At 58.7% G+C, this 15,130-nt stretch carries 10 protein-coding genes and 1 pseudogene; 6 read left to right on the plus strand and 5 right to left on the minus strand.

Annotated elements, in window-relative coordinates; genetic code table 11:
• Positions 1-309: 309 nt before the first annotated feature.
• Both fadD1 and fadD2 read right to left on the minus strand, forming a co-directional pair.
• Positions 310-2,001 carry a long-chain-fatty-acid--CoA ligase FadD1 gene (gene fadD1 / locus PI739_RS12345; RefSeq protein WP_054082134.1) on the minus strand — a complete coding sequence of 564 codons (1,692 nt, stop codon included), beginning with the start codon at positions 1,999-2,001 and terminating at the stop codon, positions 310-312.
• Positions 2,002-2,354: 353 nt separating this feature from the next.
• The gene (fadD2, locus tag PI739_RS12350) at positions 2,355-4,043 is read right to left on the minus strand and encodes a long-chain-fatty-acid--CoA ligase FadD2 (protein ID WP_003431152.1); all 1,689 of its coding nucleotides are present in this window, start codon (positions 4,041-4,043) and stop codon (positions 2,355-2,357) included.
• Positions 4,044-4,411: 368 nt separating this feature from the next.
• Between fadD2 and PI739_RS12355 the strand changes: the two genes are divergently transcribed.
• Complete coding sequence (locus tag PI739_RS12355) at positions 4,412-4,882, plus strand: MaoC family dehydratase (RefSeq protein WP_003363482.1); 471 nt, start codon at positions 4,412-4,414, stop codon at positions 4,880-4,882.
• A 169-nt stretch (positions 4,883-5,051) separates the two neighbouring features.
• On the plus strand, positions 5,052-6,629 hold the full coding sequence (locus PI739_RS12360; protein WP_054082133.1) for a pectate lyase family protein: 1,578 nt from the start codon (positions 5,052-5,054) through the stop codon (positions 6,627-6,629).
• Between the two features lie 218 nt (positions 6,630-6,847).
• On the opposite strand, the gene PI739_RS12365 is transcribed toward PI739_RS12360, so the two are convergent.
• Positions 6,848-7,003 carry a hypothetical protein gene (locus tag PI739_RS12365; RefSeq protein ID WP_002554798.1) on the minus strand — a complete coding sequence of 52 codons (156 nt, stop codon included), beginning with the start codon at positions 7,001-7,003 and terminating at the stop codon, positions 6,848-6,850.
• A 100-nt stretch (positions 7,004-7,103) separates the two neighbouring features.
• Positions 7,104-7,445, minus strand: coding sequence for a hypothetical protein (locus tag PI739_RS12370; protein WP_003363486.1), 342 nt, complete (start codon positions 7,443-7,445; stop codon positions 7,104-7,106).
• A 233-nt stretch (positions 7,446-7,678) separates the two neighbouring features.
• Between PI739_RS12370 and rapA the strand changes: the two genes are divergently transcribed.
• Positions 7,679-10,525, plus strand: a complete 2,847-nt coding sequence (gene rapA, locus PI739_RS12375) for an RNA polymerase-associated protein RapA (RefSeq protein WP_003363488.1) — start codon at positions 7,679-7,681, stop codon at positions 10,523-10,525.
• 361 nt (positions 10,526-10,886) lie between these two features.
• Positions 10,887-13,178, plus strand: coding sequence for a putative bifunctional diguanylate cyclase/phosphodiesterase (locus tag PI739_RS12380; protein WP_271351882.1), 2,292 nt, complete (start codon positions 10,887-10,889; stop codon positions 13,176-13,178).
• A 150-nt stretch (positions 13,179-13,328) separates the two neighbouring features.
• On the opposite strand, the gene PI739_RS12385 is transcribed toward PI739_RS12380, so the two are convergent.
• Positions 13,329-13,634 (minus strand): DUF2288 domain-containing protein, encoded by a 306-nt coding sequence (locus tag PI739_RS12385; RefSeq protein ID WP_003393364.1) that lies wholly within the window; start codon positions 13,632-13,634, stop codon positions 13,329-13,331.
• On the opposite strand from PI739_RS12385, the pseudogene PI739_RS12390 reads away from it, so the two are divergent.
• Both PI739_RS12390 and PI739_RS12395 read left to right on the plus strand, forming a co-directional pair.
• A pseudogene (locus tag PI739_RS12390) lies at positions 13,633-13,884 on the plus strand (hypothetical protein); the annotation flags it as partial. The gene PI739_RS12385 and the pseudogene PI739_RS12390 overlap by 2 nt on opposite strands.
• 75 nt (positions 13,885-13,959) lie before the next feature.
• A complete protein-coding gene (locus PI739_RS12395) occupies positions 13,960-15,084 on the plus strand; it encodes a branched-chain amino acid ABC transporter substrate-binding protein (RefSeq protein ID WP_003431160.1) in 1,125 nt (374 codons plus the stop codon).
• Positions 15,085-15,130 lie beyond the last annotated feature (46 nt).

Consider the following 15,130-nt stretch of genomic DNA (forward strand, 5'->3'; position numbering starts at 1 on the left):
CATTCCCACGCTGGAGCGTAGGGAACGATAATCGCAACTATCGTGCGGCGCTCCGCGTCGCACGCCGTTCCGGACGCTGCGCGTACTCTTGCGACGCAGAGCGTCGAGAACTGCATTCCCACGCTGGAGCGTGCGGAACGATAATCTCAACTATCGTGCAGCGCTCCGCGTCGCATGCCGTTCCGGACACTCTGCGTCCTCTTGCGACGCAGAGCGTCGAGACCTGCATTCCCACGCTGGAGCGTAGGGAACGATAATCGCAACTATCGTGCGGCGCTCCGCGTCGCATGCCGTTCTGGACGCTCCACCCTACTTCTTCACACCCAGCTTCTTCAATTCCTCGTCACGCAGCTCGCGACGCAGGATCTTGCCGACGTTGGTGGTTGGCAGCACGTCGCGGAATTCGACGCTGCGTGGCACTTTGTAGCCGGTCAGGTTGGCGCGCATGTGCTCCATGACCTTATCCTTGGTCAGGGTCACGCCCGGTTTGGCCACCACGAAAACCTTGATGGTCTCGCCCGATTTCTCGTCCGGTACGCCGATGGCCGCGCATTGAAGCACGCCGGGAAGTGTCGCCAGTACGTCTTCCAGTTCGTTGGGGTACACGTTGAAACCGGAGATCAGGATCATGTCTTTCTTGCGATCGACAATCCGGATGTAGCCATCAGGCTGAATGATCGCGATGTCGCCGGTCTTCAGCCAGCCTTCGCTGTCGATCATTTCATCGGTCGCTTCCTGGCGCTGCCAGTAGCCCTTCATGACCTGCGGCCCCTTGATGCACAGCTCGCCGGTTTCACCGAACGCCAGTTCGTTGCCCGCATCGTCGATGACCTTGCACAGGGTCGACGGTACGGGAATGCCGATGCTGCCCATCTGCACGTCCTGAGCGGGATTGACCGTGGCCACCGGGCTGGTCTCGGTCATGCCATAGCCTTCGCAGACCTGGCAGCCCGTCACCTGCTTCCAGCGCTCGGCGGCGGCCTGCTGCAGGGCCATGCCACCGGACAAGGTGACTTTCAACGCCGAGAAATCGAGGTTGCGGAAGCCTTCGTTATTGCACAGGGCCACGAACAGCGTGTTAAGGCCGACAAAGCCGCTGAACTTCCATTTCGAAAGCTCCTTGACCATGGCCGGCAGGTCACGCGGGTTGCTGATCAGGATGTTGTGATTGCCAAGCAGCATCATCGCCATGCAATGAAAGGTGAAGGCATAGATGTGATACAGCGGCAGCGGCGTGATGATGATTTCACAGCCTTCGCCAAGATTTGACGCCATCAGCGCGCGGCATTGCAGCATGTTGGCGATCAGGTTGCGGTGCGTCAGCATTGCCCCCTTGGCCACCCCGGTGGTGCCGCCGGTGTACTGCAGCACGGCAACATCGGCGCTGCCGGGCGACACGTCGGTCACTGGCTGACCACAGCCCTTGCCAAGCACATCGTTGAATTTGATGGCCTTGGGCAAGTGATAGGCCGGGACCATCTTCTTCACGTACTTGATGACGCTATTGATCAACAAGCGCTTGAACGGCGACAGCATGTCAGCCACTTCGGTGACAATCACCTGCCTGATCTGCGTCTTGGGTACGACCTTCTCGGCCAGATGGGCCATGTTTGCCAGACACACCAGCGCCTTGGCACCGGAGTCGTTGAACTGGTGTTCCATTTCCCGCGCGGTGTACAGCGGGTTGGTGTTGACCACGATCAGCCCGGCGCGAATCGCACCAAAGACGGCAATCGGGTACTGCAATACGTTGGGTAGCTGCACGGCGATACGGTCACCCGGCTGCAGGTCGGTATGTTGCTGAATCCAGGCGGCAAACGCGCCGGACAGCTCATACAGCTCGCCGTAGGTGATGGTCTTGCCCAGGTTGCTGAACGCCGGCTTGTCGGCGAAGCGCTGGCAGGACTGCTTCAGGACCGCCTGGACGTTAGGGTACTCGTCGGGGTTGATATCGGCAGGGATACCGGACGGGTACTTGTCCTTCCAGAAGTTATCAATCATTCAGTCGGCTCCGTAGCGATAGCGAATTCTTCACATCGCCTGAAGCGATGATTTTCTTGTGCTTGGAATTATGCAGTAGACGCTTTTTCGCTTTATGACTGATCAAAAAGCGCGCCGAGAGTAGCAGCTTTGCCAAAGGCCGACTAGAGGCAGAAGCAGGCCACACAGTCACGAATACGACCAGAAACTAACAAGCAGTCACTTTAAATTCATTTAATAAATTTTCATCATCACGTCGAAAGTACCGGAACAGAGCGGTCAATCAATATAATCGCCTGTTTCCGAAAAAAACCGACCCCGTTTACAGCGTTCTGCAAACGGGGCCAGGTACACACATGGAGACGATTAAAGGGTCAGGCGATGTCCCGAAGCTCGCGTCGCAGAATCTTGCCCACCGGAGTCATCGGCAATGAATCACGCAGAACGATCTGTCTGGGCACCTTGTAGCCGGTGAAATTCTCTTTGCAGAAGGCCTTGAGCTCTTCAATGCTCAGCTGCGGGTCTCGCGCCACCACGAACAGCTTCACGGCCTCCCCCGAGCGCTCGTCCGGCACGCCGATACAGGCGCAGTTGGCGACTTTCGGATGGGCCATGACCACGTCTTCGATTTCGTTGGGGTAGACGTTGAAACCGGACACGATGATCAAGTCTTTCTTGCGGTCGACGATACTGACGAACCCGTCAGCGCCAATCACGGCAATGTCACCGGTCTTGAACCAGCCTTCGGCGTCCAGGCATTCGGCCGTGGCATCAGGCTGGTTCCAGTAGCCTTTCATGACCTGCGGCCCCTTGATACACAGCTCGCCACGCTCGCCGAAAGGCAACTCGATGCCATCGTCATCAATGACTTTCATCGCGGTGCCGGGCACGGGAATGCCCACGGTTCCCAGGCGTGCCAGGGCGCCATAGGGATTGGCGCTGGCGACAGGCGACGTCTCGGTCAGGCCGTAACCTTCGACGATCGTGCAGCCGGTGATCTGCGCCCAGCGCTCGGCCGTGGCCTTGACCAGTGCAGTGCCACCGGAGTTGGTGCTTTTCAGCGCCGAGAAATCCAGATTCTTGAATTCCGGGTGGTTCATGAGCGCCACGAACAGCGTGTTGAGGCCGATCATGGCAGTGAAACGCCACTTGCCCAGCTCCTTGATGAAGCCGCCGATATCGCGAGGGTTGGTGATCAGGATGTTGTGATTGCCGCTGATCATCATGCACATGCAGTTCGCCGTGAACGCATAGATGTGATAAAGCGGCAACGGCGCAATCATCACCTCCTTGCCCTCTTCAAACAGCGATCCGCCTTGAGGTCCTTGCTGGCGCATGCAGGCATAGACTTGCTGCATGTTGGCGACCAGATTGCCATGGGTGAGCATCGCGCCTTTGGCCAGCCCCGTGGTGCCACCAGTGTATTGCAGAACGGCAACATCCTGCAGACCTCGCGGTACGACCTGCATGCGGCTCTCGCGCCCCAGGCGCAGCGCGCGCTTGAAGCCGACGGCCTGAGGCAGATGGAATTCGGGGACCATCTTCTTGACCTTGTCGACAATGGTATTGACCAGCCAGCCCTTGGCCGCCGACTGCATGTCGCCCATTTTTACTTCGATCAGGTATTCGATGGCCGTGTCCGGCAGCACTTCCTGCACCAGCTTGCCGAACAGGTTGAGGTAAACCAGCGCTCTGGCACCAGAGTCCTTGAATTGATGGCGCATCTCGCGTGCGGTGTACAACGGGTTGGTGTTGACCACCGTCAGACCGGCGCGCATCGCACCGAATACGGCGATCGGATATTGCAGGATATTGGGCATCTGTACGGCAATGCGATCACCCGGCACCAGTTGCGTATGCTGCTGTAGATACGCGGCGAAGGCGGCGGAGTGACGCTCGAGTTCCGCGTAGGTCAGCGTCACGCCCATGTTGCTGAACGCAGGTCGGTCGGCGAATTTCCTGCAGCAGCGCTCGAACACCTCGACGACCGATTGGTAGGTTTGCAGATCCACCTCGGCGTCGACACCCGCCGGACGCTTGTCATCCCAGAAGTCAGCTTGCATTATTTTTATCCTTTTTCCCTGCATGGTTCTGGGCGGACGTTAGCAGTTAAAGTGTCTCAGGCAAATGATCGTCCGGGCCTCATCAGCAGCATGAATCTTGTCTCTGTTCAGACTGAAATCTGTCGTCGGCGATACACTGCTCACGGCAATCGGGCTGGTAAAGATACTTGCCCGATCGCTCAGTAGCCTTATTCACATGGCGTTTGCTTATTATTTGCCTTGAATGTGATCCGGGAAGCGCCAGCAAGCGTCTGAATGATCTTGTCTGCGCATTGGCGGCGACAGGTCATCAAGTGTTACAAATCAAGGCCAGGTCGGATTGCACGAACCGGCACGCTTCAATTCATTTTTATTGTCAGGACAGCCACATGACTCAAGTCACCAACACGCCTTACGAAGCTCTTGAAGTCGGTCAGACCGCCAGCTACAGCAAGACAGTGGAAGAGCGTGACATTCAACTGTTCGCCGCCATGTCCGGAGACCACAACCCGGTCCACCTGGACGCCGAATACGCCTCCAAGACCATGTTCAAGGAGCGTATTGCCCACGGCATGTTCAGCGGCGCACTGATCAGTGCGGCGGTTGCATGCGAGTTGCCTGGCCCCGGCACCATCTATATCGGTCAGCAGATGACCTTCCAGAAGCCGGTGAAACTGGGCGATACCCTGACTGTGCGCCTGGAAATCCTGGAAAAACTGCCGAAATTCCGCGTGCGCATCGCCACCCGTGTTTTCAATCAGAACGATGAGTTGGTTGTAGACGGCGAAGCCGAGATTCTCGCCCCGCGCAAGCAGCAGACCGTCGACCTGACCGTATTGCCCGAGATCACTTTCGGCTGATACCCGGAACCGGCGCGCGCACCTGCGGCCGCGCCCGGGCTCCACTGCTGACCTGAACACAAATTCATGATGCCCTCGGAACTGTTTTGGCTGCGCTTTCCACTCAGGAAACCAGCGCTACCTTATCCGGATCACGAATCGTTCATTCCTGCAGGCGGGGCAATCACCCATGAATATGATCACCCGAAATTATTATCCCGTCTCCGGGCAACCAACCCAGGGCATAAACCCGCAAGCCGATAACAGTCCGCCACCTCAGGTAACGTCCGGCAATGGCAGCAAACTGGTCGACTTCGCCCCGCCGCAGCAGGCAACAGGGTTGCAGTCGTCGTTCAATGGCCTTGGCTCCAGGGCGCAAACGCCCGCTACAAACGCAGCCTCGGGTGCAACTGAAAACCCCGTCGAGTTGTTGCTGAACAAGCTGGTGGAAGCCATTCGCACCATCCTCAAGGATCTGTTTTCCAGATCACAAGGGCATCATCAGCAGGACGGCTCGACACCGGCACCTGCGCCGTCTGAACGGGAACAGGCGCCGACCTCCCTTCAGTCTTCATCAGCCCCCTCTTCAGGGTCGCCGTCATCGTCCGGCAACACAGAAAAGCCGTTCGTGGTGAAAAACGATTATCCGACCGACAAACCGGTCTCGCTGCAAAAGAACGCCACAGCAGCGCCGTCTGATACGACGCGCACTTCGGCGTCAGCCCAAGGCAATACGCCAGCCGCCAATCAGCCTGCGCCCGCCAAAACGTTGCCAACCGCCACAGACAGATCTGAGACCACAGAAAAAGTGGCGCAACCCGCGCACCGAGCGGGCAACGGTCCTGGGGCCGACATGTCCGGAATGGTCGGCTTCGCCAAACAGGCGAATACCACCGGCGGTAATGGTGGCGAAGTCGTCACGGTCAATACCGTAGCGGACCTCAAGAAGTACATGGAGGACGACAAAGCCCGTACCGTCAAACTGGGGGCCAACCTGTCTGCCGACAGCAAGGTGACCATCAACTTTGGCGCCAACAAGACCCTGCTAGGTACCGACAAGGGCAACAGCCTGCACAACATCTACCTGGCCAGCGGCAAGACCGCCAGCAATGACATCTTCCAGAATCTGAACTTCGACCACGACAGCCGTTATCGCGAAAACGGTGACATGCAGATGTTCATCAGCAGCGGTCAGAAATACTGGATCGATCACAACACCTATTCAGGCACCAAGGATCAGAACGCCAAAGGCCTGGACAAACTGCTTTATGTCGGCGGGACGGCAGACAACGTCAGTCTGACCAACTCGAAATTCCAGAACAACGAATATGGCGTGATTCTCGGTCAGCCGGACGACTCCGCTCAAGCCAAGGCCGAGTACAAGGGTTACCCGCGCATGACCATCGCCAACAATGTGTTCAGCAACCTGGATGTTCGGGCACCCGGCCTGATGCGGCATGGCGACTTTGACGTTTACAACAACTCGATCGACAACTTCCATCTTGGCTTCACCGCGACGGGGGATGCGACCATCCTCTCGCAGGCCAACTATTTCGCAAAAGGCGTGGATGTTTCCAACAAGGCCAGCAACTCCGGCGTGCTGGATGACTATGGCGATGCGCACTTCAAGGACATCGGCAGCAATGTCAGCTTCACCCAGAAGTCACTGGTGACCGCCTGGACGCCGAGCTATCAGCGCGACATCAAGACCGCCGAAGCCGCCAGAGCCTATGACTTGGCCAATGCCGGTGCCAAAACCGTGAGCTGATAGCGCCCGGCGTTCGATGCAGGGCGTGGCATGCAGAAGAAAAAAAGGGCGACCGAAGTCGCCCCAAGTGCCTTGCGTGCTCATTGAATGCATGCAGGCGCGTGTCCGCCCACAACGCATTCGATGGAACAAGATTAAGGCAGCGAACATAACGGCGAGTTGATCCAGATCAGCTGTTACTGAACCAGACTGATCAGATCAAGGGTGTGGCGGCTGGATCAGCGTTTTTTGGGCTTTTTCTTCGGTTTTTTGCTGCTCAATGGCATCGCCTGTTCGAAGGCGTTACGCACTTCATTGAGGCGCTTGTCATTCAGATCGTGGATACGCTTGGCGCGCTCGGCACCCAGGTCGATCAATTGTGCATCGTCGCTCATGGCTTGCGGTTCTCGAACACGGGAAATCAGGGCCAATAATGCTCAATCGCAGCGGCCCTGACCAGTCCCGTGACCAGTACAGCCCTGGGCGGTGCAGCGATCAGATCTGGATATCCACCCAAAGCCCCTGGCGCGGCTCGTCGTCGATGAGCGGTACAACGGGTACGGTGTTGTCGGCGTTCAGCGAATCACCCGGGACGACCAGCCCGACGTATTCCTCGGCTTCTCCGCCGCCATGAGCCTGCTGCTGTTGCTGCTGGCGCTGTTGCTCTTCACGCAACAGCAACGCGCTGCGTTCAGTATCTTCATTGCGCAGGTCGATGGAGGTCTCGCTGGAGCTCTCCTGTACCGGCGCTACAGGTGGAATGTCCGGCATGCGCTTGGCCGGATCCAGCTGTGATGTCACAGGCACCACACTTAACGGAAGCATAGGTTGCAGCATGGTTTTATCTCCTCTTACCGGGGTTTCGGCCGTGCACGAGGCAACTTGAACCGGGCTGAAAGAGCCAGTGGTGGTTTATAAGATCTTTTTTGACCCCTCTCAGTGAAATAAGTGTCATGGAACCAAAAATTCGATAGGTTCCGGCGCTGACCATGAGTTTTTTCACGCTGCCTTTGGCCTTCGGAGCGTGTTCCGTTAACATACTCAGCTTTTTCAAGCGGGAGACAGGCAGCATGGCGCAGCAGTATCAACCGGGGCAACGCTGGATTAGTGACAGCGAAGCCGAGCTGGGTTTGGGCACCGTTCTGGCACAGGACGGCCGCTTGTTGACCGTGCTCTATCCGGCCACTGGCGAAACACGTCAGTACGCACTGCGTAATGCGCCGCTGACCCGCGTGCGCTTCTCCCCTGGCGACGTGATCACGCACTTCGAAAACTGGAAAATGACCGTTCGCGAAGTCGACGATGTCGATGGTCTGCTGGTCTACCACGGCCTGAACGCGCAGAACGAACTGGTCACGCTGCCGGAAACCCAGCTGTCGAACTTTATCCAGTTCCGCCTGGCGACCGACCGTCTGTTTGCCGGCCAGATCGACCAGTTGTCATGGTTCTCGCTGCGCTACAACACGCTCGAACACACCAGCCGCCAATTGCAGTCCTCCCTGTGGGGCCTGGGTGGCGTGCGGGCACAGCCTATCGCCCACCAGTTGCACATCGCTCGCGAAGTCGCGGACCGTATCGCGCCGCGCGTTCTGCTGGCCGACGAAGTGGGTCTGGGCAAAACCATCGAAGCCGGTCTGGTCATCCATCGCCAACTGCTGTCGGGCCGCGCCAGCCGCGTGCTGATTCTGGTCCCGGAAAACCTCCAGCACCAGTGGCTGGTGGAAATGCGTCGCCGCTTCAATCTGCAGGTCGCGCTGTTCGACGCCGAGCGCTTCATGGAAAGCGATGCCGGCAACCCGTTCGAAGACACCCAGCTCGCACTGGTCGCCCTGGAATGGCTGGTCGAAGACGAAAAAGCCCAGGACGCCCTGTTTGCGGCAGGCTGGGACCTGATGGTGGTTGACGAAGCGCACCACCTGGTCTGGCACGAAGACAAGGCCAGCCGCGAATATTCGCTGGTCGAACAACTGGCCGAAGTCATTGCCGGCGTACTGCTGCTGACCGCGACGCCGGAACAACTGGGCCAGGACAGCCACTTTGCCCGTCTGCGCCTGCTGGACCCGAACCGTTTCCACGACCTCAAGGCCTTCCGCGCCGAGAGCGAGAACTATCGCCCGGTGGCTCAGGCCGTTCAGGAGCTGCTCGACAAGGGCAAGCTGTCTGCCGAGGCGCAGGAAACCATTCACGGCTTCCTGGGTGCCGAAGGCGATTCGCTGCTGGCCTCGGTGAATACCGGCGACGAAGAAGCCAAATCGCGTCTGATTCGCGAACTGCTGGACCGTCATGGCACCGGCCGCGTGCTGTTCCGCAACACCCGTGCCGCCGTGCAGGGCTTCCCGGAGCGCAAGCTGCATCAATACCCGCTGCCCTGCCCTGTCGAATACCTCGAACTGCCGGTCGGCGAGCACGCCGATCTTTACCCTGAAGTCAGCTTCCAGTCGCAGTCGGAAGTCAGCGAGGAAGAGCGCTGGTGGCGCTTTGATCCACGCGTCGACTGGCTGATCGATACCCTGAAAATGCTTAAGCGCGTCAAGGTGCTGGTCATCTGTGCCCATGCCGAAACCGCCATGGACCTGGAAGACGCGCTGCGTGTGCGTTCCGGTATCCCCGCCACGGTTTTCCACGAAGGCATGAACATCCTCGAGCGCGACCGAGCCGCGGCCTACTTTGCAGACGAAGAGTTCGGCGCCCAGGTGCTGATCTGTTCGGAAATCGGCAGCGAAGGCCGCAACTTCCAGTTCTCCCACCATCTGGTCCTGTTCGATCTGCCGTCGCACCCGGACTTGCTGGAGCAGCGTATCGGGCGTCTGGACCGGATCGGCCAGAAGCACACCATCGAGCTGCATGTCCCGTTCCTGGAAACCAGTCCGCAGGCCCGCCTATTCCAGTGGTATCACGAAGCGCTCAATGCATTCCTCAACACTTGCCCGACCGGCAACGCCCTGCAGCATCAGTTCGGCCCGCGCCTGCTGCCGTTGCTGGAAAGCGGTGATGACGACGAGTGGCAAACCCTGATCGATGAAGCCCGCAGCGAACGCGAGCGCCTGGAAAGCGAACTGCATACCGGTCGCGACCGTTTGCTGGAACTCAATTCCGGCGGCGCAGGCGAAGGCGAAGCGCTGGTCGAAGCGATCCTCGACCAGGACGATCAGTTCAGCCTGCCGATCTACATGGAAACCCTGTTCGACGCCTTTGGCATCGACAGCGAGGACCACTCGGAAAACGCCCTGATCCTCAAGCCGAGTGAAAAGATGCTCGACGCCAGCTTCCCGCTGGGCGACGACGAAGGCGTGACCATCACCTACGACCGTAATCAGGCGCTGTCCCGCGAGGACATGCAGTTCATCACCTGGGAGCACCCGATGGTGCAAGGCGGCATGGATCTGGTGCTGTCCGGCTCGATGGGCAACACCGCCGTGGCACTGATCAAGAACAAGGCGCTCAAGCCGGGCACCGTTCTGCTCGAACTGATCTACGTCAGCGAAGTGGTTGCGCCTCGCTCGCTGCAACTGGGGCGTTATCTGCCGCCTGCTGCGCTGCGCTGCCTGCTTGACCCCAATGGCAACGATCTGGCCAGCCGTGTGTCGTTCAATACGCTCAACGATCAGCTCGAAAGCGTGCCCCGTGCCAGCGCCAACAAGTTCATCCAGGCACAACGCGACCAACTGACCCCGAGGATCAACGCGGGCGAAGAGAAAATCACGCCGAAACACGCAGAGCGCGTCGCCGAAGCTCAGCGTCGCCTGGCAGCCGACACCGAAGAAGAACTGGCCCGCCTGACGGCATTGCAAGCGGTCAACCCAACCGTGCGCGACAGTGAACTGGTGGCTCTGCGCACGCAACGTGAACAGGGTCTGGCCATGCTTGAAAAAGCGGCCCTGCGTCTGGAAGCGATCCGGGTACTGGTCGCAGGCTGAGGGCTGGTCACACACCCGCCCGTCATGCCCATGCCCCGCATGGGCATGACGCTCTTGCTCACGCTATGACGCGGAGCGTCATGAAAGGCATTCCCACGCTGGAGCGTGAGGAACGATGTGTCCCGTAACCACGCCCCTGCTCCGCGATATCCGCAACAACCCCTATCGTGCCCATGCTCCGCGTAGGCATGCCTTTCCGGACGCTCTGCGTCCTCTAAACAATAAGCACCAAACACGCCAGCCATCACTTTGATGCCAAATTGGCACCTCGTGCATTTGCAGGTTGTAAACAGCTTCTATACTCAGCTTTGAACGCCAGGCTTTCGGCCTTGGCGGCCTTGCAGTGAGATAAGGGCAAGCTATGGATTGGCTGGGTTTGAACGTATTCGCTGGCCCACCAGCGGACGTGCAATTATTGATCGACTGCAGTCACAACCTGTTTCTGGTCGCGCTGGCTTACGGCGTGGCCTGTGCTGCGTGCTTTGCCACGCTGGACATTGCGGACCGTGTCATCCAGGTCGACGCCCTTAAAAGCCGTCGCCTCTGGAAGGCGCTGGGCGCGTTATGCCTGGCCGGTGGCGTGTGGGCGATGCACTTCATCAGCATGCTGGCGTTCCAGGCGCCGCTCAAAATCACTTATGACCTTTCCATCACGCTGATTTCCCTGCTGATCGTACTGGTTACCGCACTGGTGGCCATGCGGGCGCTGACCATCCCGGAGCTGACCCTGAGACGCTGCCTGACCAGCGCGGTGGTGATGGGGATCGGCATCAGCGTCATGCATTACCTCGGCATGTCAGCCATGCGCTCTACCGCTACGCAGTACTACGAGCCGCGGATGTTCGCCCTGTCGATCCTGGTCGCGGTTCTTTCCAGCATTGCGCTGCTGACCCTGTCCCGGCACTTGCGCCAGTACCACGGCATGTTTCATCAGATGTTCCGTTATGCGGTCAGCCTTCTGCTGGGCGCAGGCCTGCTGACCATGCACCTGATGGGCATGAAGGCGCTGCGGCTGGTGATACCCGAAGGCATTGAGCTGCACGTCCCCAGCACTGAAAACAGCCAGCAACTGGGGCTTACCATCGCGGCCATCGCCCTGCTGACCATCGCCGGCAGCATCAGCGCGGCAATGGCCGACAAGAAACTGCAAGGCAAGGAGCATGATCTGCAGCGGGTCAATGCACTGCTTACCCAGCTGGATCAGGCACGCGTTTCGCTTCAGCAGGTTGCGCATTACGACCCGCTGACCAACCTGATCAACCGCCGCGGGTTCAATCAGATCTTCGCCGAGAAGCTGCAGGAGCATATCTTCAACAAAGGCATGCTTGCGGTGATGTTTCTGGACATCGACCACTTCAAGCGCATCAACGACAGCCTGGGCCATGATGCGGGTGACGAGCTGCTCAAGGTGATCGCCGAGCGTATCCGCAGTGCTACCCGTACCCAGGACGTGGTGGCGCGTTTCGGCGGCGATGAATTTTGCATCCTGCTGAGCATTCCGGACTACGAAGAGGCCCGCCATCTGGCTCATCGGGTCATGCAAAAGATGAAGGAGACCATCGCGCTGGTAGGAAGGCGCATGGTCATGACCACCAGCATCGGCATTGCCGTATTCCCGCGTGACGGTGAGACCTGCGATGAGTTGCTCAAGCACGCAGACCTCGCGCTGTACCAGTCAAAGGACAAAGGGCGCAACGGCGTCAATTTCTTCAATCCGGCCCTCAAGACCAAGGCCAGTCTGGAGCTGCAACTGGAAGAAGAACTGCGCAATGCCCTGCGCGAGGGAACGGGGCTGCAGGTGTATTACCAACCTATCGTCGACATGCGCACCGGCCACGTTGCCAAGCTCGAGGCGCTGGTACGCTGGAATCATCCGCAGCACGGCTTGCTGGTGCCCGCACGCTTCATCGGCATCGCCGAGGCCAACGGCCTGATTGCCGAACTGGATAACTGGGTGCTGCGCCGCGCCTGTCACGACTTGCGCACTCTGCATCAGGAAGGGCTGGAACAGCTGATCATCTCCGTCAACTGCTCAGCGCTGACGCTGGGCCGCAACGAATTGGTCGAAGAGGTTGAGCGGGCGCTGGCCGATGCTGACGCAGCGCCTGGACGGCTGGAACTGGAAGTGACCGAAAATGCCCTGATGGGCAACATCAGCAACACTATCCTGATGCTCAAACACATTCGCAGCCTGGGTGTTTCCCTGTCGATCGACGACTTCGGCACCGGTTACTCGTCGCTCGCCTATCTCAAGCGGCTGCCGCTGGACACGTTGAAGATCGACCGATCGTTCATTATCGACATCCCCCAGTCCCCGCAGGACATGGAAATCGTTCAGGCAATCCTTGTCATGGCGCATACGCTGCGCTTGAAAGTCGTGACCGAAGGCGTCGAGACCCAGGATCAACTGGAGTTTCTCAGGCAGTTTGGCAGTGATTACGTACAGGGTTATCTGTTCAACAGGCCCCAGCCGCTGGAGCGCATCCTGCCTCTTGCCAGACAGATGAACCAGCGCGAGCCCACGACCCGCTGGTCTGCCCTGCCACAACAGCACAGCCAGGGGCAAGACAGCGAAACACCAGACATTCCGGATGTGTTTGCCGAACTGCCTGAAAATGACGACTTCGCCAGTCCCAGACCTGTTCGTACCTGAAGGAGCAGCGCAAGGCTCCATCGTCAAAAGAAACAGTGCAGCCTGCAGAAACCGCCACCTTAACGGTGTGGTTTTACGCTACGCGGGCTGCCGAAGAGTTACCTTCCCACTCACTCCGGAAAACCGCAAGGCACCTGACTGGTGCGCAAATCAATCCTGCGCCCTATTTTGAATCAAAACCCAAGGTGCCACTACCACAGCCCAGAGCAGCGGATCTGTCTCCACCAGCTCAAGCGCCTTGGTTTCAGACACCTTGCCAACCCGCCCCTCCGCCAGCCACGCAGACACCCTGGCTGCATCATTTTCGGCCACTGCCTCGGCGACTTCGATCAAATCCAGAGGCAACTCGACCCACAACAGGGCACCCTTGGCAAAGAATGGTTGCAATTCAGTCCAGGTGATTGAGGCCGTTTCGCCAAGCAGTTTGGCATAGAGGGTGCTAGGTTCTTGCGTCATGGGTTTCACCAAAAAGAAAATCGGCGCAATCATACCGCCGACTTTCCCACCGGCAAGCCCAGAAGCAGGCGATTTATCGCAGGGAAGTGCAGATAACCTTATGGATCTGAAGTGATTTCAGGCACTCAAGCGGTTCGATTCTGTAACTTTCTTTCGATTAAGCGACACCCACAGGTTTGTCCCCAGACGCCCGGCTTTCCAAGCCAGCGAACCGCGCTCTAAACTGTTCCGGTACAGTTGGCGGCGTGGGACAACCGGTGATCGAATCGGTCCTGGAGCCTTGGCCATCAGGATTATAAAAACTACAACGCAAGAGTGGAGCATCATGACTAAGGGTACCAATAAGCTTTCAAGGCTGTTTGCCGCACTGGTTATGGCGGGGGTTGCCAGCCATTCGTTCGCAGCTGACACCATCAAGATCGGCATTGCCGGCCCCAAGACCGGCCCTGTCGCCGAATACGGCACCATGCAGTTCAATGGCGCCAAGATGGCCATCGAGCAGATCAACGCCAAAGGCGGCGTGGATGGCAAAAAGCTCGAAGCCGTCGAATACGATGATGCCTGCGATCCGAAACAGGCCGTTGCGGTCGCCAACAAAGTGGTCAACGACGGCGTTAAATACGTGGTCGGCCACCTCTGCTCCAGCTCCGCTCAGCCAGCGTCCGACGTTTACGAAGATGAAGGCATCATCATGGTGACCCCGGCTGCCACCAGCCCGGAAATCACCGCGCGCGGCTACAAACTGGTGTTCCGCACCATCGGTCTCGACAGCGCCCAGGGTCCGGCCGCTGGCAACTACATTGCCGACGTCGCCAAGCCGAAAATCGTTGCAGTCATCCACGACAAGCAGCAGTACGGTGAAGGTATCGCGACAGCCGTCAAGCAGACGCTGGAGAAAAAAGGCGTCAAGGTTGCCTTGTTCGAGGGCATTAACGCTGGCGACAAGGACTTCTCGTCGCTGATCGCCAAGCTCAAGCAGGCCAACGTCGACTTCGTCTACTACGGCGGCTACCACCCTGAGCTGGGCCAGATCCTGCGTCAGTCCAAGGAAAAAGGCCTGAACGCCAAATTCATGGGCCCTGAAGGCGTCGGCAACGAGTCGATCTCGCAAATCGCGGGCGATGCTTCGGAAGGCCTGCTGGTCACCCTGCCAAAATCCTTCGACCAGGACCCGGCCAACCAGGCGCTGACCGAAGCCTTCAAGGCCAAGAGCCAGGATCCGAGCGGCCCGTTCGTGTACCCGTCCTACTCCGCCGTGCAGGTCATTGCTGACGGCATCGCGGCCGCCAAGTCCGAAGACACCGCCAAGGTGGCCGCTGCCATCCATGCCGGTACCTTCAAGACGCCAATGGGCGAGCTGAGCTACGACGAAAAAGGTGACCTGAAGAACTTCCAGTTCGTGGTCTACGAGTGGCACTTCGGCAAACCCAAGACCGAAGCCGCCAAATAAGCTGCTTGCATCAACCCTCAAAGCCCACTGCCAGCGCAGTGGGCTT

This window comes from Pseudomonas cerasi (assembly GCF_027983475.1).
GTDB lineage: Bacteria > Pseudomonadota > Gammaproteobacteria > Pseudomonadales > Pseudomonadaceae > Aquipseudomonas > Aquipseudomonas cerasi.

What these genes read in the sequence shown, in the direction of transcription:
- fadD1 (WP_054082134.1), bottom strand. Translation starts at nt 2,001, where the DNA reads ATGATTGATAACTTCTGGAAGGACAAGTACCCGTCCGGTATCCCTGCC.
- fadD2 (WP_003431152.1), bottom strand. Translation starts at nt 4,043, where the DNA reads ATGCAAGCTGACTTCTGGGATGACAAGCGTCCGGCGGGTGTCGACGCC.
- PI739_RS12355 (WP_003363482.1), top strand. Translation starts at nt 4,412, where the DNA reads ATGACTCAAGTCACCAACACGCCTTACGAAGCTCTTGAAGTCGGTCAG.
- PI739_RS12360 (WP_054082133.1), top strand. Translation starts at nt 5,052, where the DNA reads ATGAATATGATCACCCGAAATTATTATCCCGTCTCCGGGCAACCAACC.
- PI739_RS12365 (WP_002554798.1), bottom strand. Translation starts at nt 7,003, where the DNA reads ATGAGCGACGATGCACAATTGATCGACCTGGGTGCCGAGCGCGCCAAG.
- PI739_RS12370 (WP_003363486.1), bottom strand. Translation starts at nt 7,445, where the DNA reads ATGCTGCAACCTATGCTTCCGTTAAGTGTGGTGCCTGTGACATCACAG.
- rapA (WP_003363488.1), top strand. Translation starts at nt 7,679, where the DNA reads ATGGCGCAGCAGTATCAACCGGGGCAACGCTGGATTAGTGACAGCGAA.
- PI739_RS12380 (WP_271351882.1), top strand. Translation starts at nt 10,887, where the DNA reads ATGGATTGGCTGGGTTTGAACGTATTCGCTGGCCCACCAGCGGACGTG.
- PI739_RS12385 (WP_003393364.1), bottom strand. Translation starts at nt 13,634, where the DNA reads ATGACGCAAGAACCTAGCACCCTCTATGCCAAACTGCTTGGCGAAACG.
- PI739_RS12395 (WP_003431160.1), top strand. Translation starts at nt 13,960, where the DNA reads ATGACTAAGGGTACCAATAAGCTTTCAAGGCTGTTTGCCGCACTGGTT.